At 68.8% G+C, this 15,477-nt stretch carries 24 protein-coding genes; 22 read left to right on the forward strand and 2 right to left on the reverse strand.

Annotated elements, in window-relative coordinates:
* Window positions 1-2 precede the first annotated feature (2 nt).
* Entirely contained in the window at window positions 3-2,174 is a 2,172-nt protein-coding gene (locus ACGFU6_RS20415; protein ID WP_393612574.1) for an RNA repair domain-containing protein, read from the reverse strand.
* Complete coding sequence (locus ACGFU6_RS20420) at window positions 2,174-3,844, reverse strand: RNA ligase family protein (protein WP_393612576.1); 1,671 nt, start codon at window positions 3,842-3,844, stop codon at window positions 2,174-2,176. Before ACGFU6_RS20420 ends, ACGFU6_RS20415 begins: the two co-directional genes overlap by 1 nt.
* Before the next feature lie 214 nt (window positions 3,845-4,058).
* Here ACGFU6_RS20420 and ACGFU6_RS20425 point away from each other — a divergent pair, with 214 nt between their 5' ends.
* The 22 genes from ACGFU6_RS20425 to rplO all read left to right on the forward strand — a co-directional run bounded on the left by ACGFU6_RS20425 (window position 4,059) and on the right by rplO (window position 15,409).
* Complete coding sequence (locus tag ACGFU6_RS20425) at window positions 4,059-5,306, forward strand: hypothetical protein (RefSeq protein ID WP_393612578.1); 1,248 nt, start codon at window positions 4,059-4,061, stop codon at window positions 5,304-5,306.
* 415 nt (window positions 5,307-5,721) lie between these two features.
* Entirely contained in the window at window positions 5,722-6,030 is a 309-nt protein-coding gene (rpsJ, locus tag ACGFU6_RS20430; RefSeq protein WP_003948644.1) for a 30S ribosomal protein S10, read from the forward strand.
* A 14-nt stretch (window positions 6,031-6,044) separates the two neighbouring features.
* A complete protein-coding gene (gene rplC, locus ACGFU6_RS20435; RefSeq protein ID WP_014154591.1) occupies window positions 6,045-6,689 on the forward strand; it encodes a 50S ribosomal protein L3 in 645 nt (214 codons plus the stop codon).
* 4 nt (window positions 6,690-6,693) lie between these two features.
* Complete coding sequence (gene rplD, locus ACGFU6_RS20440) at window positions 6,694-7,347, forward strand: 50S ribosomal protein L4 (protein ID WP_393612580.1); 654 nt, start codon at window positions 6,694-6,696, stop codon at window positions 7,345-7,347.
* A complete protein-coding gene (rplW, locus tag ACGFU6_RS20445; protein WP_014154589.1) occupies window positions 7,347-7,670 on the forward strand; it encodes a 50S ribosomal protein L23 in 324 nt (107 codons plus the stop codon). Before rplD ends, rplW begins: the two co-directional genes overlap by 1 nt.
* A gap of 39 nt (window positions 7,671-7,709) precedes the next feature.
* Window positions 7,710-8,546 carry a 50S ribosomal protein L2 gene (gene rplB, locus ACGFU6_RS20450; protein ID WP_024494973.1) on the forward strand — a complete coding sequence of 279 codons (837 nt, stop codon included), beginning with the start codon at window positions 7,710-7,712 and terminating at the stop codon, window positions 8,544-8,546.
* 12 nt (window positions 8,547-8,558) lie between these two features.
* Window positions 8,559-8,840 carry a 30S ribosomal protein S19 gene (rpsS, locus tag ACGFU6_RS20455; protein ID WP_015610726.1) on the forward strand — a complete coding sequence of 94 codons (282 nt, stop codon included), beginning with the start codon at window positions 8,559-8,561 and terminating at the stop codon, window positions 8,838-8,840.
* Window positions 8,841-8,882: 42 nt separating this feature from the next.
* Complete coding sequence (gene rplV / locus ACGFU6_RS20460; protein WP_073733141.1) at window positions 8,883-9,230, forward strand: 50S ribosomal protein L22; 348 nt, start codon at window positions 8,883-8,885, stop codon at window positions 9,228-9,230.
* Window positions 9,230-10,075, forward strand: a complete 846-nt coding sequence (rpsC, locus tag ACGFU6_RS20465; RefSeq protein ID WP_393612582.1) for a 30S ribosomal protein S3 — start codon at window positions 9,230-9,232, stop codon at window positions 10,073-10,075. The genes rplV and rpsC overlap by 1 nt, the downstream gene beginning before the upstream one ends.
* A gap of 5 nt (window positions 10,076-10,080) precedes the next feature.
* Complete coding sequence (rplP, locus tag ACGFU6_RS20470; RefSeq protein WP_003966953.1) at window positions 10,081-10,500, forward strand: 50S ribosomal protein L16; 420 nt, start codon at window positions 10,081-10,083, stop codon at window positions 10,498-10,500.
* Window positions 10,500-10,724 carry a 50S ribosomal protein L29 gene (gene rpmC, locus ACGFU6_RS20475; RefSeq protein WP_136328433.1) on the forward strand — a complete coding sequence of 75 codons (225 nt, stop codon included), beginning with the start codon at window positions 10,500-10,502 and terminating at the stop codon, window positions 10,722-10,724. The genes rplP and rpmC overlap by 1 nt, the downstream gene beginning before the upstream one ends.
* Window positions 10,724-11,008, forward strand: a complete 285-nt coding sequence (rpsQ, locus tag ACGFU6_RS20480; protein ID WP_393612584.1) for a 30S ribosomal protein S17 — start codon at window positions 10,724-10,726, stop codon at window positions 11,006-11,008. Before rpmC ends, rpsQ begins: the two co-directional genes overlap by 1 nt.
* A gap of 107 nt (window positions 11,009-11,115) precedes the next feature.
* Window positions 11,116-11,484: a 50S ribosomal protein L14 gene (gene rplN, locus ACGFU6_RS20485; RefSeq protein WP_003966950.1), complete on the forward strand. Its 369-nt coding sequence runs from the start codon at window positions 11,116-11,118 to the stop codon at window positions 11,482-11,484.
* 2 nt (window positions 11,485-11,486) lie between these two features.
* On the forward strand, window positions 11,487-11,810 hold the full coding sequence (gene rplX, locus ACGFU6_RS20490) for a 50S ribosomal protein L24 (protein ID WP_389685538.1): 324 nt from the start codon (window positions 11,487-11,489) through the stop codon (window positions 11,808-11,810).
* Entirely contained in the window at window positions 11,810-12,367 is a 558-nt protein-coding gene (rplE, locus tag ACGFU6_RS20495; RefSeq protein ID WP_018550615.1) for a 50S ribosomal protein L5, read from the forward strand. The genes rplX and rplE overlap by 1 nt, the downstream gene beginning before the upstream one ends.
* Before the next feature lie 2 nt (window positions 12,368-12,369).
* Window positions 12,370-12,555: a type Z 30S ribosomal protein S14 gene (locus ACGFU6_RS20500; RefSeq protein ID WP_024491590.1), complete on the forward strand. Its 186-nt coding sequence runs from the start codon at window positions 12,370-12,372 to the stop codon at window positions 12,553-12,555.
* 224 nt (window positions 12,556-12,779) lie between these two features.
* Complete coding sequence (gene rpsH, locus ACGFU6_RS20505) at window positions 12,780-13,178, forward strand: 30S ribosomal protein S8 (protein WP_393612586.1); 399 nt, start codon at window positions 12,780-12,782, stop codon at window positions 13,176-13,178.
* Between the two features lie 21 nt (window positions 13,179-13,199).
* Complete coding sequence (gene rplF / locus ACGFU6_RS20510; RefSeq protein WP_393612588.1) at window positions 13,200-13,739, forward strand: 50S ribosomal protein L6; 540 nt, start codon at window positions 13,200-13,202, stop codon at window positions 13,737-13,739.
* 3 nt (window positions 13,740-13,742) lie between these two features.
* Window positions 13,743-14,126: a 50S ribosomal protein L18 gene (gene rplR, locus ACGFU6_RS20515; RefSeq protein WP_024491593.1), complete on the forward strand. Its 384-nt coding sequence runs from the start codon at window positions 13,743-13,745 to the stop codon at window positions 14,124-14,126.
* Window positions 14,127-14,173: 47 nt separating this feature from the next.
* Complete coding sequence (gene rpsE / locus ACGFU6_RS20520; RefSeq protein ID WP_393612590.1) at window positions 14,174-14,770, forward strand: 30S ribosomal protein S5; 597 nt, start codon at window positions 14,174-14,176, stop codon at window positions 14,768-14,770.
* Complete coding sequence (rpmD, locus tag ACGFU6_RS20525; RefSeq protein WP_024491595.1) at window positions 14,770-14,952, forward strand: 50S ribosomal protein L30; 183 nt, start codon at window positions 14,770-14,772, stop codon at window positions 14,950-14,952. The genes rpsE and rpmD overlap by 1 nt, the downstream gene beginning before the upstream one ends.
* 1 nt (window position 14,953) lies before the next feature.
* Window positions 14,954-15,409, forward strand: coding sequence for a 50S ribosomal protein L15 (rplO, locus tag ACGFU6_RS20530; protein ID WP_073732675.1), 456 nt, complete (start codon window positions 14,954-14,956; stop codon window positions 15,407-15,409).
* Window positions 15,410-15,477: the final 68 nt, after the last annotated feature.

Raw genomic sequence — 15,477 nt, forward strand, 5'->3', positions numbered from 1 at the left:
CCCTATATACGTACCGGGGCCAACGACGCGTCCCGGATCCCCCGCAGCACCTCCGCCCCGATCTCCGCCAGCCGGTGCGCGGCGGGCGGCGTCGCGCCGAGCCCGATCGCGTACCCCGTGCGGCCGTCGGCCGTGAGCGGGCGTGGCCAGATGCGGCAGTCGGCGGCGCCCGCTTCGGCGAGTGCGGCCGCAAGGGCGAGGAGCCTGCCGCGCAGTCGCCCCTCGTCCGGGCCGCCCGGGGGTGCAGAGGCAAGGGCCCACGACGGGTGCAGGTCGGTCAGGCGCGGCGGGGCGCAGAGCAGAGGGCGCGGGTCCTCGTCGCCCTCGGCGGCGTCCGTGATCTCCCAGGCGCGGTACAGCTCGGCGGCGAGGAGATCGCGGCCGGCGGCGGAGACCTGCGTGGTGCAGGAGCGCACCGGAGTGGTCGGGGTCAGCACCGTGACGGGGCCCACGGCAGGGCCCGACCCCACCGCCTCGTCCCAGTCCCGCATCGCCCAGGCCGCGAAGAAGTGCCGGAGCAGCGCCAGCGGCGGCAGGGCGCCCGCCTCGTGTGCGGTACGGGCCGCGAGCACCGCCCAGGCCAGGCCCGGCAGCCCGCCGCACGGCGCGGAGTCGAGGCCACGCGCCCCCGCCCACGCCTTGACGTCCCGGGCGAGGCCGGAGAAGGCCTCCCGGTGCGGGTCCGCTGCCGCGAGCACCGCTTCGGCGTCGCTCACCGCGCTCAGGGCGACCGCCGCCGCATCGCCCAGCCCGGTGCGGCGCGCGACCGCCTCGGCGGGGGAGAGGGGACCGGTCGCCACGGTGACCAGGTCGACCCGGAGACCGTCGACGTACCAGCGCAGGCCGGGCACCCGGGCACCGGACACCGCACGCAGGTCCCGGGCTTCCGGGAACGCGGCGGCCAGCGATCGTCGTACGCCTGCCGGATCGGGGTCGCCCGGCAGCGCCGCCACCAGGTCCAGGTCCGCGTCCGGCAGCGCGCAGCCCATGCGCCGGGAGCCGACGAGGTGGACGCGGGCGCCGGGGAGGGCGGCCAGGACCCGCTCGGCGACGCGATCGGCGTCAAAATCCGCAGCGGCCGGGCCCAGCTCCACCCGCACCCCGTAGTGGTCGGAGATGTACAGCCCCTGCGGGCCCGCGGCGTCCCCGGCCAGCGTCGCGGTGCGGGCCCGGAGGCGTTCCGTGCGCAGCAGCACCCGGTCCAGCCGGGAGGCGCGGCCGGACAGCGAGGAGACGGCGGCCAGCGGGTTGGCGGCCGGGTCGAAGGTCGGGGTGTGGTCGGCGGAGCCGTGCACCTGGTGCCAGGCGTCCGCCATCGCCAGCCGGTGCTGCGGCCGGTCGCCGCCGTCGTTGAAGTCGCCGACGAGCAGCACCTCACCCTCGACGCCGGCCAACCCCGTTGCCAGTTGGGCGAGTTCGCTGTCGCGGCGGACGGCTCCGGCGGGGGAGTGGTCGCTGCTGAGGTGGGTCACGGCCACCGTGACGGGACCCTCCGCCGTATCCACGACGGCCGCCGCCACCGCCTTGTGCGGGCCGAGCGCGTACAGGCCCGCCTCCCTCACCGGCAGGCGGCTGAGCAGCAGCAGGCCGCAGTCCGCCACGTCGCGGCCGGCCGGTTCGGTGGCGAGCGTGTAGCGCTCGCGCACCCAGGCGGACGTCAGCAGCAGCTCCAGCAGAGCGGGCTCGGCCTCCTGGAGCGCGATGACGTCCGCGTCCGCCGCGTGCAGTGCGCCCAGGAGCAGGGGGCGGCGGCGGGCGGTGTCGATCCGGTCGCTGTCGTACCGGTCCCAGAGGGTGTTCCACGTCAGCACGGTCAGCGAGGCGACCGTGCTCGTCGGTCCGGCCGGTGCCGGTTCCCAGGTGCCCGTAGTGGAGGAGAAGGTGTGTGGGGTGCGGGATGCGAAGTAAGGGGACGGCAGCCGGCGCGGGGTCCGGATCCGGCCCGCCTCCGTCGCGTCGATCCGGTCGGTGCCCGAGGCCCGGTCCCACACCGTCTCGCCGTCCGCCTCGACGAACAGCACCCGGTGCCAGGGGATGTCCCCGCCCGGCGTGAACCGTTCCAGCGGCACGCGCTTGGGGTCCCGGCCGCGCTGGGCGACGCCGAGGACGAAGCGCGCCGGATCGAACCGGGCGTCCCAGCGGACCCGGTGGTAGATCTCCTCGCTCGTACGCATCAGGCCCGGTCCTCCACGGTTCCGCTCGTGCCGATGTACCAGGTGCGGTGGGCCTGGCCGGGATACGGGGGATCGAAGCGGCGCAGCTGGGAGGCCAGGACCTCCGGGGGCACCGGGTGGCTGCGCCGGGCGTTGCGCGCGGTCAGCTCGTCCTCGCCGATCCACGCCACGGCATGGGTGACCAGGGCGTCCCTCCGTCGGGCGACCGTGTGGATCAGGGAGCGCTGGTGCGGGTTGAGCGAGGTGGCGTCCCAGACCACCGTCCCGCCGGGGACGAGGGCGGCGTCCAGGCGGCGCAGGCCCTCGCGCAGGACGTCCGCGTTGGCGCTCTGGTCGGCGCGGGAGCCGCGGGACTCGCGCAGGTCGTCCAGCGAGATGTACGTGGCGGTGCCCGGCAGGCCGCGGCCGGAGGTGCTCTTCCCGCTGCCGGACGGGCCGACCAGATGGACCAGGCGCGGGAAGTCCCCGGACCGCCACCGCCAGGTCGCGGCGACCGCCTCCTCCGCGGTGGTGACGCGGCCCAGCGCGTACGCCTCACGGGCCTGCGCCAGACAGCGGGCGGCGGCTTCCGGTGCCAGGTCCGCGAAGGCCTCGGACAGTCCGGACGGTTCGCGTACCTCCTGGGCGTGCAGGGACGACCACTCCACCTGGTCCCGGGCTTCGGGCGTCCCGGCCAGCACACCGGCCAGCGCGTGCAGGACCGTCAGGTCGGCGGCGAGCGCCATCCGCGCCAGGCCGCCGTGGCGCTCGTCGTCCGGATACGGGCGGTGCAGTGCGGGGTAAAGGCCGACGAGGTCCGCGGTCCGCCGGGCGAGCGGCATTCCGAGCGGTCCGGCCAGCGCCGGTGCGAGTGCGGCCCGGCGGGTGCGGTGGAGCAGGGCGGCCAGCACCCCCGTCAGCCGGTCGTCGCCGGTGCTGCCCCGTGCGTCCAGCGCGTCGGCCGTCGCGAGAGCCGCGGCCGCGTCGCCGGGGCCGGTGCCCGCGGCGGCTGCGAGTGCAGCCGGGTCCACCGGGGCGCCCGAACGCACGGACCACAGGGCGGCGGCGGGAGCGAGTCCGTTCTCCACCACTGCCGCGTGCATCCAGTGCGTGTCCGTTGTCACGTGGTCCGGCCGCACCCACTTCGCGACGCGCCGCTTGAACGCGGCGGCCGAGAAGCGCTCGACCGGTCGGACGACGTAACCCTCCTGGCGTTCCGTGTCCGGCCGCAGCGCGCGCAGCGCCCTCTCGGCCCGGGCGTCGAACACACCGCGCCACAGCACCGGTGGTGTCGGGATACCCAGGTCCCGCAGGAAGTCCGTGGTCCGGTCCCAGTCCAGACAGAGCTCCCCGTTCCAGACGGAGAAGCCGTAGAAGTGGCTCGACAGGCCGTCGTACGGGATCGAGTGGCGGGCGAACATGTTCTCGCCGCAGATCCGCCACCCCGCCGGGATGCGGGGGCCGATGCGGCCCTGGAGCGCCTTGACCCGGTTGCGGGAGGGGTGGTGCGCGGAGTCCGGGGAGCGGGCGTGCAGTGCGTCGGCGTACAGCGTGGTGTTCTCGCCGTCGAGCTTCTCGGTGACGACGACCTCGCAGCCGGTCAGTCCGGCGAGGTCGGCGAGGCGCACGTCGTCCGAGGTGGCCCCGGGCGACCAGGGCAGATGCGGGGTCCGTGGATAGTGCGTACGCATGTTCTGTGCCCCCGTCGGTCGCTGCTCCGGCCGGTCACTCTAGGGGCGCGGGCACGCGGTATTCGACCGGATTTCGGGAGGTCGCGGAATCGGCCGGGCACCGATTGGATCACGGATTCGATCCGGTTCTGGGCCGTATGTGCAGAGGGCACCGACAATGCCCTGTCCCTTCCGTCCGCTGCCCTGCCGCACCCTTCTCCGTGAGAGCGAGACCGTGAGTACCGTTCCGTCCCCCGAGCATCCTGACGACAGACCCGAAGACGGGACGTCCCCGATATCCGACGAACAGTGGAACGCGTTCCTGCGGGACAGCGTGCAGGGCGACGCCCGGAAGGCACCGGAGGAACCGTCCGCGCGGGAGCGCATGGTGACGCGCCGGCTGCGCGAGCAGGACGAGGTGGCGTCGGGCCGGGCCGGGAGCGGCCGGCGGCGGTGGGGCCGTAAGGCCGCGGCGGAGCCGGCGCCGGCGTTGCCGCCCGGGTGGCGTACCGGCCCGGCCTGGCAGGAGATGAACGGGCGGAGCGGCCGGGGCCGCACCGTGCGCTCGCTGTTCGCGGTGGTGCTGGTGGCCGCGCTCGCCGTCGTCGCTGTACGGCCGTCCCTGCTGCTGGACCGGCTTCCCGGCCACCAGCCCGATGCGGCGGCTGCCGCGGCCGAGGCCTCGCCCTCGCCGTTGCCCGCCGAGACGGCGCAGCCGTCCAGCGCGCCCGCCGCGGCGGTCCAGACCGCCAGGCCCACCCGGGAGCACCCGTTCCGCGGCTCGCCCGCCGAGCGGTGGGCCTCGGGGGCCGACGCCATCGAACTGCCGCGGGCGAAGGCGACCGGCGGGATGAGCAAGGCGGACGTGGCGCTCGCCCTGCGCCGTACGAAGGAGTTCCTGGTCGCCACCAACCTGGACCCGGCAGTGTTGCGCGGTGGGCAGCCCACCGCCGCGATGTCCCTGCTCGACCCGCAGCAGCCGGAGGTGCTGCCCGGGCTGCGGCGTTCGCTGAGCGACCCGGACGAGAAGCACGACCCGCTGGACATGGTGACCCGCTTCGACCCGGCCGACGTGGTCCTGGCAGGTGACGTGGTCAAGGTGCGCGGCCATCTGACCTTCTCCGCCGGAAAGCCGGGCGAGGTGCGGGTGCACGCGGACTACAGCTTCGTCTATCCGACGGTCCGGGCCGGTGCGGACAGTGACGTCGTGGCGCGGACGATCGTCCGCCGCGACGTGACTCTGGCTCTGCTCGACCCGCACAAGTGGATGGCGACGAAGGGCAGGCTCACGGTTGGGGACTACACCAGTGAGTCCGCCAACAGCGCGTGCGGCGTTCACGACGGGTACTACCACCCCGGATTCCCGAACGACGACGCACCGGCCGGCGATCCCGCCACCGGCCCGGCCGAGGACCCCTACGACCGGAGCCGGTCCCTTCGGGAAGACGAGAACGAGGGCTGCGGGACGGTCATCCGGACCTGACCCCGCCGCGGCCGGGGGCGCGCGCGTTTGACCATTCATCCGCGGGGGGTAAGATCTCCGACCCGATTGGCCAGGCCAGTGCGCCGTATGGCACACTGACCAGGTTGCTCGGTTGAGTGTCAATGCTGCGCGCCTCCCGCCGGGAGGACCGGAAGCGAGTCCCACAGTACTCGTCGGCCCCTTGTGGGCCGGACGTACGGGAATCTTTCGGGAAGCGTATGTGTGCCACCGGCCAGGCACCCGGTGGGGTTCCTCCCCCGGCATTCGCGGTCTCAGGCCCGCACCCCCTTGGTTGGGATCTTCTTCGGGAGATTTTCGTAGAGGGGATGCGACACGCCCGACCGCGTGGGTCGGAGGCGGAGTAACGAGAACCCCGGGTTCCAGAGCGTTACGAGAGACAGGACTACTAGTAGCCATGGCGGGACAGAAGATCCGCATCCGGCTCAAGGCCTACGACCACGAGGTCATCGACTCCTCGGCGAAGAAGATCGTCGAGACGGTGACCCGCACTGGTGCGTCGGTCGCGGGCCCGGTGCCGCTGCCCACTGAGAAGAACGTGTACTGCGTCATCAAGTCGCCGCACAAGTACAAGGACTCTCGCGAGCACTTCGAGATGCGCACGCACAAGCGCCTCATCGACATTCTCGACCCCACGCCGAAGACGGTTGACTCGCTGATGCGCCTCGACCTGCCGGCTGGCGTCGACATCGAGATCAAGCTCTGAGGGGACGGGCCGAGATGAGCAAGAACATCAAGGGCGTCCTGGGCGAGAAGCTCGGTATGACCCAGGTCTGGGACGAGAACAACCGGGTTGTCCCGGTGACCGTCGTCAAGGCCGGTCCGTGCGTCGTGACGCAGGTCCGTACGAACGACAGCGACGGCTACGAGTCGGTCCAGATCGCCTTCGGCGAGATTGACCCGCGCAAGGTGAACAAGCCCCTCAAGGGTCACTTCGCCAAGGCCGACGTGACCCCGCGCCGCCACCTGGTGGAGCTCCGCACCCCTGACGCCAGCGAGTACACGCTGGGCCAGGAGGTCACTGCCGAGGTGTTCGAGTCCGGCGTCAAGGTTGACGTCACGGGCAAGAGCAAGGGCAAGGGCTTCGCCGGTGTCATGAAGCGTCACAACTTCAAGGGCCTCGGCGCCGGACACGGCGTCCAGCGCAAGCACCGTTCCCCCGGTTCGATCGGTGGCTGTGCCACCCCTGGGCGTGTCTTCAAGGGCATGCGCATGGCCGGCCGGATGGGTAACGAGCGCGTCACCACCCAGAACCTGACCATCCACGCGGTTGACGCGGAGAAGGGTCTGCTGCTCATCAAGGGCGCGGTCCCCGGTCCGAACGGCGGCCTCGTCCTGGTCCGTACCGCGGCCAAGGGGGCTTGAGGTAATGAGCACCATTGACATCCTTTCGCCGGCAGGCGACAAGGCCGGTACCGTCGAGCTCCCCGCGGAGATCTTCGACGCGAAGACCAGCGTTCCGCTGATCCACCAGGTCGTTGTCGCACAGCTGGCAGCTGCCCGTCAGGGCACGCACTCGACCAAGCGCCGCGGTGAAGTCCGTGGTGGTGGCCGTAAGCCGTACCGCCAGAAGGGCACCGGCCGCGCCCGCCAGGGTTCGACCCGTGCACCGCAGTTCGTCGGCGGTGGCGTCGTGCACGGCCCCAAGCCGCGCGACTACTCGCAGCGCACCCCGAAGAAGATGAAGGCCGCCGCCCTGCGCGGTGCCCTCTCCGACCGGGCGCGTCACTCCCGCATCCACGTCGTCACCGGCGTGGTCGAGGGTGCCGCGGTGTCCACGAAGGCCGCCAAGACGCTGTTCGGCAAGATCTCCGAGCGCAAGAACGTGCTCCTGGTCGTCGACCGCAGCGACGAGGCCGCGTGGCTCTCCGCTCGCAACCTGCCCCAGGTGCACATCCTGGACCCGGGCCAGCTGAACACGTACGACGTGATCGTCTCTGACGACGTGGTCTTCACCCAGGCCGCTTTCGAGTCCTTCGTGTCTGGCCCCCAGACCGCTGAGACCGAAGGGAGCGACGCCTGATGAGTGAGGCGACCGTTACCAGCAAGACCTACTCCGACCCGCGTGACGTTCTCGTCAAGCCGGTTGTTTCGGAGAAGAGCTACGCGCTGCTCGACGAGAACAAGTACACGTTCATCGTCGCGCCCGGCTCCAACAAGACCCAGATCAAGCAGGCCGTCGAAGCGGTCTTCTCGGTCAAGGTCACCGGGGTCAACACGATCAACCGTCAGGGTAAGCGCAAGCGCACCAAGACCGGTTTCGGCAAGCGCGCAGACACCAAGCGCGCCATCGTGACCCTCGCTGAGGGCGACCGAATCGACATCTTCGGCGGCCCGACCTCCTAACGGAGGTCGAGTCGTCCGGAATCGGACGAGGACTGAGAAATGGGTATCCGCAAGTACAAGCCGACGACCCCGGGCCGTCGTGGCTCCAGCGTCGCCGACTTTGTCGAGATCACGCGGTCCACGCCGGAGAAGTCGCTGGTCCGCCCCCTGCACAGCAAGGGCGGCCGTAACAACACCGGTCGTGTGACCGTTCGCCACCAGGGTGGTGGCCACAAGCGCGCCTACCGCGTGATCGACTTCCGTCGTCACGACAAGGACGGCGTGCCGGCCAAGGTCGCGCACATCGAGTACGACCCGAACCGCACCGCGCGCATCGCGCTCCTGCACTACGCCGACGGCGAGAAGCGATACATCATCGCGCCGCGCGGCCTGGGTCAGGGCGACCGTGTCGAGAACGGCCCGGCCGCCGACATCAAGCCCGGTAACAACCTGGCGCTGCGCAACATCCCGGTCGGTACGACCATCCACGCCATCGAGCTGCGGCCCGGCGGCGGCGCGAAGTTCGCCCGTTCCGCGGGTGCCTCCGTGCAGCTGCTGGCGAAGGAGGGCACCATGGCCCACCTTCGTATGCCGTCCGGTGAGATCCGGCTGGTCGACGCCCGCTGCCGCGCCACGATTGGCGAGGTCGGCAACGCCGAGCAGTCGAACATCAACTGGGGCAAGGCCGGTCGCATGCGCTGGAAGGGCGTTCGCCCGTCCGTCCGCGGTGTTGCGATGAACCCGGTCGACCACCCGCACGGTGGTGGTGAAGGCAAGACCTCCGGTGGACGTCACCCGGTCTCGCCGTGGGGTCAGAAGGAGGGTCGTACTCGCTCGCCGAAGAAGGCATCGAGCAAGTACATCGTCCGCCGCCGCAAGACGAACAAGAAGCGCTAGGAGCGGGTTTAGATGCCGCGCAGTCTCAAGAAGGGGCCCTTCGTCGACGGCCACCTCGTCAAGAAGGTGGACGTACAGAACGAAGCCGGCACCAAGAACGTCATCAAGACCTGGTCCCGTCGCTCGATGATCATCCCGGCCATGCTGGGTCACACCATCGCGGTGCACAACGGCAAGATCCACGTCCCGGTGTTCGTCACCGAGTCGATGGTCGGCCACAAGCTCGGCGAGTTCTCGCCGACTCGCACCTTCCGCGGCCACGTCAAGGACGACCGGAAGTCGAAGCGCCGCTAGCGCGGGGTGGAAACGACTATGACTCACACCGAAGGGACAACCATGGAAGCCAGGGCCCAGGCGCGGTACATCCGCGTCACGCCCATGAAGGCCCGCCGAGTGGTGGACCTCATCCGTGGCATGGATGCCACGGAGGCTCAGGCGGTCCTGCGTTTCGCCCCGCAGGCCGCGAGCGTGCCGGTTGGCAAGGTGCTTGACAGCGCCATCGCCAACGCTGCACACAACTACGACCACCCCGACGCCTCTTCGCTGGTCATCAGCGAGGCGTTTGTGGACGAGGGTCCGACCCTGAAGCGGTTCCGTCCGCGTGCTCAGGGCCGTGCCTACCGGATCCGTAAGCGGACCAGCCACATCACCGTGGTCGTCAGCAGCAAGGAAGGAACCCGGTAATGGGCCAGAAGGTTAACCCGCATGGGTTCCGGCTCGGCATTACCACGGACTTCAAGTCCCGTTGGTACGCCGACAAGCTGTACAAGGACTACGTCAAGGAAGACGTCGCCATTCGTCGCATGATGACGAAGGGCATGGAGCGGGCCGGCATCTCGAAGGTTGAGATCGAGCGCACCCGCGACCGCGTCCGCGTTGACATCCACACCGCCCGTCCGGGCATCGTCATCGGCCGCCGCGGCGCCGAGGCCGATCGCATCCGTGGCGAGCTGGAGAAGCTGACCGGCAAGCAGGTCCAGCTGAACATCCTCGAGGTCAAGAACCCCGAGGTGGACGCTCAGCTGGTGGCCCAGGCCGTCGCCGAGCAGCTCTCCTCCCGCGTCTCCTTCCGTCGTGCCATGCGCAAGAGCATGCAGAGCACGATGAAGGCCGGCGCCAAGGGCATCAAGATCCAGTGCGGCGGTCGTCTCGGCGGCGCCGAGATGTCCCGCTCGGAGTTCTACCGCGAGGGCCGCGTGCCCCTGCACACCCTCCGTGCGAACGTCGACTACGGCTTCTTCGAGGCCAAGACGACCTTCGGCCGCATCGGTGTGAAGGTCTGGATCTACAAGGGCGACGTCAAGAACATCGCCGAGGTCCGCGCCGAGAACGCTGCTGCCCGTGCGGGCAACCGCCCGGCCCGTGGCGGCGCTGACCGTCCGGCCGGCCGCGGTGGCCGCGGTGGCGCCGGCGGCGAGCGTGGCGGCCGCGGCCGCAAGCCGCAGCAGTCGGCTCCGGCCGCCGAGGCCCCCAAGGCCGAGGCGCCCGCCGCTGCTCCGGCGGCTGAGAGCACCGGAACGGAGGCCTGACCGAAATGCTGATCCCCCGTAGGGTCAAGCACCGCAAGCAGCACCACCCGAAGCGCAGCGGTATGTCCAAGGGTGGCACGCAGGTTGCGTTCGGCGAGTACGGCATCCAGGCGCTGACCCCGGCGTACGTGACGAACCGTCAGATCGAGTCCGCTCGTATCGCGATGACCCGTCACATCAAGCGTGGCGGCAAGGTCTGGATCAACATCTACCCGGACCGCCCCCTGACGAAGAAGCCTGCCGAGACCCGCATGGGTTCCGGTAAGGGTTCTCCCGAGTGGTGGATCGCGAACGTCAAGCCCGGTCGGGTGATGTTCGAGCTGTCCTACCCGAACGAGAAGATTGCTCGTGAGGCGCTCACCCGCGCTGCTCACAAGCTTCCGATGAAGTGCCGGATTGTTCGGCGCGAGGCAGGTGAGTCGTGATGTCGGCCGGTACCAAGACGTCCGAGCTGCGCGAGCTGGGCGACGAGGAGCTCCTCAACAAGCTCCGCGAGGCCAAGGAAGAGCTGTTCAACCTCCGCTTCCAGGCGGCGACCGGACAGCTCGAGAACCACGGCCGGCTCAAGTCCGTCCGTAAGGACATCGCCCGGATCTACACCCTGATGCGTGAGCGCGAGCTCGGCATCGAGACGGTGGAGAGCGTCTGATGAGCGAGAAGACTGTGACTGAGACGAACACTGACCGCGGTTTCCGTAAGACCCGTGAGGGTCTGGTCGTCAGCGACAAGATGGACAAGACCGTCGTCGTCGCTGTCGAGGACCGCGTGAAGCACGCCAAGTACGGCAAGGTCATCCGCCGTACGAACAAGCTCAAGGCTCACGACGAGCAGAACGCCGCTGGCGTCGGCGACCGCGTCATCCTCATGGAGACCCGGCCGCTGTCCGCCACGAAGCGGTGGCGCATCGTCGAGATCCTCGAGAAGGCCAAGTAATTCCTGAAGGGCATTCCCCTCAGGCAGGTTCCGCCAGGCTCGGCGGGGGTTCGCTCCGGTAACGGAGCGGCCCCCGCCGGGAACCGGCAGACGATCAGGAGATAGACGTGATCCAGCAGGAGTCGCGACTGCGCGTCGCCGACAACACGGGTGCGAAGGAAATTCTCACCATCCGTGTTCTCGGTGGCTCGGGTCGTCGCTACGCGGGCATCGGTGACGTCATCGTCGCCACCGTCAAGGACGCGATCCCCGGTGGCAACGTGAAGAAGGGTGACGTCGTCAAGGCCGTCATCGTTCGCACCGTCAAGGAGCGTCGTCGTCAGGATGGCTCGTACATCCGCTTCGACGAGAATGCCGCCGTCATTCTGAAGAACGACGGCGACCCCCGCGGCACCCGTATCTTCGGCCCGGTGGGCCGTGAGCTGCGCGAGAAGAAGTTCATGAAGATCATCTCGCTCGCGCCGGAGGTGCTGTAAGCATGAAGATCAAGAAGGGCGACCTGGTTCAGGTCATCACCGGCAAGGACAAGGGCAAGCAGGGCAAGGTCATCGTTGCCTACCCCGCTCAGGACCGCGTCCTCGTCGAGGGTGTCAACCGGGTCAAGAAGCACACGAAGGCCGGTCAGACCGCTCGCGGTTCGCAGACCGGTGGCATTGTGACGACCGAGGCTCCCGTCCACATCAGCAACGTGCAGCTGGTTGTTGAGAAGGACGGCAACAAGGTCGTTACTCGCGTCGGCTACCGCTTTGACGACGAGGGCAACAAGATCCGCGTTGCCAAGCGCACCGGTGAGGACATCTGATGACTACCACCACAGCGCCGCGTCTCAAGACGCGCTACCGCGAGGAAATCGCCGGCAAGCTGCGTGAGGAGTTCTCCTACGAGAACGTCATGCAGATCCCCGGTCTGGTCAAGATCGTGGTCAACATGGGTGTGGGCGACGCCGCCCGCGACTCCAAGCTGATCGATGGCGCCGTGCGCGACCTCACCACGATCACCGGCCAGAAGCCCGCCGTCACCAAGGCCCGCAAGTCGATCGCGCAGTTCAAGCTGCGCGAGGGGCAGCCGATCGGCTGCCACGTCACCCTCCGTGGTGACCGCATGTGGGAGTTCCTGGACCGTACGCTGTCGCTCGCGCTTCCGCGTATCCGTGACTTCCGTGGCCTGTCGCCGAAGCAGTTCGACGGCCGTGGCAACTACACCTTCGGTCTCACGGAGCAGGTCATGTTCCACGAGATCGACCAGGACAAGATCGACCGGGTCCGGGGCATGGACATCACCGTGGTCACCACGGCGACCAATGACGACGAGGGTCGTGCCCTCCTTCGTCACCTCGGCTTCCCGTTCAAGGAGAACTGACCGTGGCGAAGAAGTCCCTGATCGCTAAGGCCGCCCGCAAGCCGAAGTTCGGCGTCCGCGGGTACACCCGCTGCCAGCGCTGCGGCCGGCCCCACTCCGTCTACCGCAAGTTCGGCCTGTGCCGCGTGTGCCTTCGTGAGATGGCTCACCGTGGCGAGCTGCCGGGCGTGACCAAGAGCTCCTGGTAATCCTCCTTCGCCCTCTGGGCGTTGGGATTATCCGGAAGCTCTCGGTAAGTATCTGGTCGGCAGGAGCCCGCCCTCACATGCCGTAGGCTTGTGTGGTTGGGCGCCTGCCGCCCTAGACCGACTTACTACGCCGTAGGTCCCCGCACCGCACCCGTCCCGCCACTGAGTGGGGAGAGGGATGGCGCATACAGGAAACCCCGGCGAGAGAGGCCGAAGGCCAACTCATGACCATGACTGATCCCATCGCAGACATGCTCACGCGTCTGCGTAACGCGAACTCGGCGTATCACGACGACGTCAAGATGCCGCACAGCAAGATCAAGTCGCACATCGCGGAGATCCTCCAGCAGGAGGGCTTCATCACCGGCTGGAAGGTCGAGGACGCCGAGGTCGGCAAGAGCCTCGTTCTCGACCTGAAGTTCGGGCCGAACCGCGAGCGTTCGATCGCCGGCATCAAGCGTATTTCGAAGCCGGGTCTGCGTGTATACGCAAAGTCCACCAATCTGCCGAAGGTTCTCGGCGGCCTGGGCGTGGCGATCATCTCCACGTCCTACGGTCTCCTGACCGGCCAGCAGGCCAGCAAGAAGGGCGTAGGTGGGGAAGTCCTCGCCTACGTCTGGTAGTCGGGAACGGAGGAATAGCTCATGTCGCGAATCGGCAAGCTCCCCATCCAGGTTCCCGCCGGTGTGGACGTCACCATCGATGGCCGCACGGTCGCGGTGAAGGGCCCCAAGGGTTCCCTCTCGCACACCGTCGCCGCGCCGATCGAGGTCACCAAGGGTGAGGACGGCGTTCTGAACGTCGTCCGCCCGAACGACGAGCGTCAGAACAAGGCCCTTCACGGCCTGTCCCGCACGCTGGTGGCGAACATGATCACCGGCGTGACCACGGGATACATCAAGGCGCTCGAGATCAGCGGTGTCGGTTACCGCGTCCAGGCGAAGGGCTCCAATCTGGAGTTCGCCCTGGGCTACAGCCACCCGATCCTCATCGAGGCCCCCGAAGGCATCACCTTCAAGGTCGAGTCGCCCACGAAGTTCAGTGTCGAGGGCATCGACAAGCAGAAGGTCGGCGAGGTTTCGGCGAAGATCCGCAAGCTGCGGAAGCCTGACCCGTACAAGGCCAAGGGCGTCAAGTACGCCGGCGAGGTTATCCGCCGCAAGGTCGGAAAGGCGGGTAAGTAAGCCATGGCATACGGTGTAAAGATCGCCAAGGGCGACGCCTACAAGCGTGCCGCCCTCAAGCGCCGCCACATCCGCGTCCGGAAGCACATCTCCGGTTCGCCCGAGCGTCCGCGCTTGGTTGTGACGCGTTCGAACCGCCACATGGTCGCTCAGGTCATCGACGACATCGCGGGCCACACGCTCGCGTCGGCGTCGACGCTCGACGCTTCCATCCGCGGCGTCGAGGGTGACAAGAGTGCCCTCGCCAAGCAGGTCGGGGCCCTGGTCGCCGAGCGCGCCAAGGCCGCAGGCGTCGAGGCCGTCGTGTTTGACCGCGGTGGCAACCAGTACGCCGGGCGGATTGCCGCTCTGGCTGACGCCGCCCGTGAAGCCGGACTGAAGTTCTAAGTCCCGGTTCCTACGCACAGCGGACGTAACAGAGAGAGGTAATTCCAATGGCTGGACCCCAGCGCCGCGGAAGCGGTGCCGGTGGCGGCGAGCGGCGGGACCGGAAGGGCCGTGACGGCGCTGCCGCGGAGAAGACCGCGTACGTCGAGCGTGTCGTCGCGATCAACCGTGTCGCCAAGGTTGTGAAGGGTGGTCGTCGCTTCAGCTTCACCGCGCTGGTCGTGGTGGGCGACGGTGACGGCAGCGTCGGTGTCGGATACGGCAAGGCCAAGGAAGTTCCCGCGGCCATCGCCAAGGGCGTTGAAGAGGCCAAGAAGAGCTTCTTCAAGGTCCCGCGTATCCAGGGCACCATCCCGCACCCGATCCAGGGCGAGAAGGCCGCGGGCGTTGTCCTGCTCAAGCCTGCTTCCCCCGGTACCGGTGTGATCGCGGGTGGCCCCGTGCGCGCCGTGCTCGAGTGCGCCGGCGTTCACGACATCCTGTCGAAGTCGCTCGGGTCTTCGAACCCGATCAACATCGTGCACGCGACGGTGGCGGCCCTCCAGGGCCTCATGCGTCCCGAGGAGATCGCGGCTCGCCGTGGTCTGCCCCTCGAGGACGTGGCCCCGGCCGCGCTGCTCCGTGCCCGAGCGGCAGGTATGTGATGGCTCGCCTCAAGATCACGCAGACCAAGTCGTACATCGGCAGCAAGCAGAACCACCGCGACACCCTGCGTTCGCTCGGGCTCAAGCGCCTGCACGACGTGGTTGTCAAGGAGGACCGCCCCGAGTTCCGCGGAATGGCTAACACCGTCCGCCACCTCGTGACGGTTGAGGAGGTCGACTGACATGGCGGAGAACCAGCCGCTGAAGGCCCACGACCTCCGGCCTGCCCCGGGCGCCAAGACCGCCAAGACCCGTGTGGGTCGAGGCGAGGCGTCCAAGGGTAAGACCGCCGGACGTGGCACCAAGGGCACCAAGGCCCGTTACCAGGTTCCGGAGCGCTTCGAGGGTGGGCAGATGCCCCTCCACATGCGTCTCCCGAAGCTCAAGGGCTTCAAGAACCCGTTCCGCACCGAGTACCAGGTCGTGAACCTGGACAAGCTCGCGACGCTCTACCCCGAGGGTGGAGAGGTCACGGTGGCCGGTCTGGTCGCCAAGGGCGCTGTGCGCAACAACCACCTCGTCAAGGTCCTCGGACAGGGCGAGATCTCCGTGGCACTGCAGGTTTCGGTTGACGCCGTCTCCGGCTCCGCCAAGGAGAAGATCGCCGCTGCCGGCGGCACCGTCACCGAACTGGTCTGAGACAACTCGGACACATAGGTGGCCTGAACATCCAACCGGGGATGCCTCTCATATGGGGCATCCCCGGT

Source organism: Streptomyces sp. NPDC048462 (genome assembly GCF_043200175.1).
In the GTDB taxonomy this organism is placed as follows: domain Bacteria; phylum Actinomycetota; class Actinomycetes; order Streptomycetales; family Streptomycetaceae; genus Streptomyces.

What these genes read in the sequence shown, in the direction of transcription:
- rplF (WP_393612588.1), top strand. Translation starts at nt 13,200, where the DNA reads ATGTCGCGAATCGGCAAGCTCCCCATCCAGGTTCCCGCCGGTGTGGAC.
- rplV (WP_073733141.1), top strand. Translation starts at nt 8,883, where the DNA reads ATGGAAGCCAGGGCCCAGGCGCGGTACATCCGCGTCACGCCCATGAAG.
- rplR (WP_024491593.1), top strand. Translation starts at nt 13,743, where the DNA reads ATGGCATACGGTGTAAAGATCGCCAAGGGCGACGCCTACAAGCGTGCC.
- rplP (WP_003966953.1), top strand. Translation starts at nt 10,081, where the DNA reads ATGCTGATCCCCCGTAGGGTCAAGCACCGCAAGCAGCACCACCCGAAG.
- rpsQ (WP_393612584.1), top strand. Translation starts at nt 10,724, where the DNA reads ATGAGCGAGAAGACTGTGACTGAGACGAACACTGACCGCGGTTTCCGT.
- rpsS (WP_015610726.1), top strand. Translation starts at nt 8,559, where the DNA reads ATGCCGCGCAGTCTCAAGAAGGGGCCCTTCGTCGACGGCCACCTCGTC.
- rpsH (WP_393612586.1), top strand. Translation starts at nt 12,780, where the DNA reads ATGACCATGACTGATCCCATCGCAGACATGCTCACGCGTCTGCGTAAC.
- rplE (WP_018550615.1), top strand. Translation starts at nt 11,810, where the DNA reads ATGACTACCACCACAGCGCCGCGTCTCAAGACGCGCTACCGCGAGGAA.
- rpsJ (WP_003948644.1), top strand. Translation starts at nt 5,722, where the DNA reads ATGGCGGGACAGAAGATCCGCATCCGGCTCAAGGCCTACGACCACGAG.
- rplX (WP_389685538.1), top strand. Translation starts at nt 11,487, where the DNA reads ATGAAGATCAAGAAGGGCGACCTGGTTCAGGTCATCACCGGCAAGGAC.
- rplW (WP_014154589.1), top strand. Translation starts at nt 7,347, where the DNA reads ATGAGTGAGGCGACCGTTACCAGCAAGACCTACTCCGACCCGCGTGAC.
- rpsC (WP_393612582.1), top strand. Translation starts at nt 9,230, where the DNA reads ATGGGCCAGAAGGTTAACCCGCATGGGTTCCGGCTCGGCATTACCACG.
- rplO (WP_073732675.1), top strand. Translation starts at nt 14,954, where the DNA reads ATGGCGGAGAACCAGCCGCTGAAGGCCCACGACCTCCGGCCTGCCCCG.
- rpmC (WP_136328433.1), top strand. Translation starts at nt 10,500, where the DNA reads ATGTCGGCCGGTACCAAGACGTCCGAGCTGCGCGAGCTGGGCGACGAG.
- rplC (WP_014154591.1), top strand. Translation starts at nt 6,045, where the DNA reads ATGAGCAAGAACATCAAGGGCGTCCTGGGCGAGAAGCTCGGTATGACC.
- rplB (WP_024494973.1), top strand. Translation starts at nt 7,710, where the DNA reads ATGGGTATCCGCAAGTACAAGCCGACGACCCCGGGCCGTCGTGGCTCC.
- rplD (WP_393612580.1), top strand. Translation starts at nt 6,694, where the DNA reads ATGAGCACCATTGACATCCTTTCGCCGGCAGGCGACAAGGCCGGTACC.
- rpmD (WP_024491595.1), top strand. Translation starts at nt 14,770, where the DNA reads ATGGCTCGCCTCAAGATCACGCAGACCAAGTCGTACATCGGCAGCAAG.
- ACGFU6_RS20415 (WP_393612574.1), bottom strand. Translation starts at nt 2,174, where the DNA reads ATGCGTACGAGCGAGGAGATCTACCACCGGGTCCGCTGGGACGCCCGG.
- rpsE (WP_393612590.1), top strand. Translation starts at nt 14,174, where the DNA reads ATGGCTGGACCCCAGCGCCGCGGAAGCGGTGCCGGTGGCGGCGAGCGG.
- ACGFU6_RS20420 (WP_393612576.1), bottom strand. Translation starts at nt 3,844, where the DNA reads ATGCGTACGCACTATCCACGGACCCCGCATCTGCCCTGGTCGCCCGGG.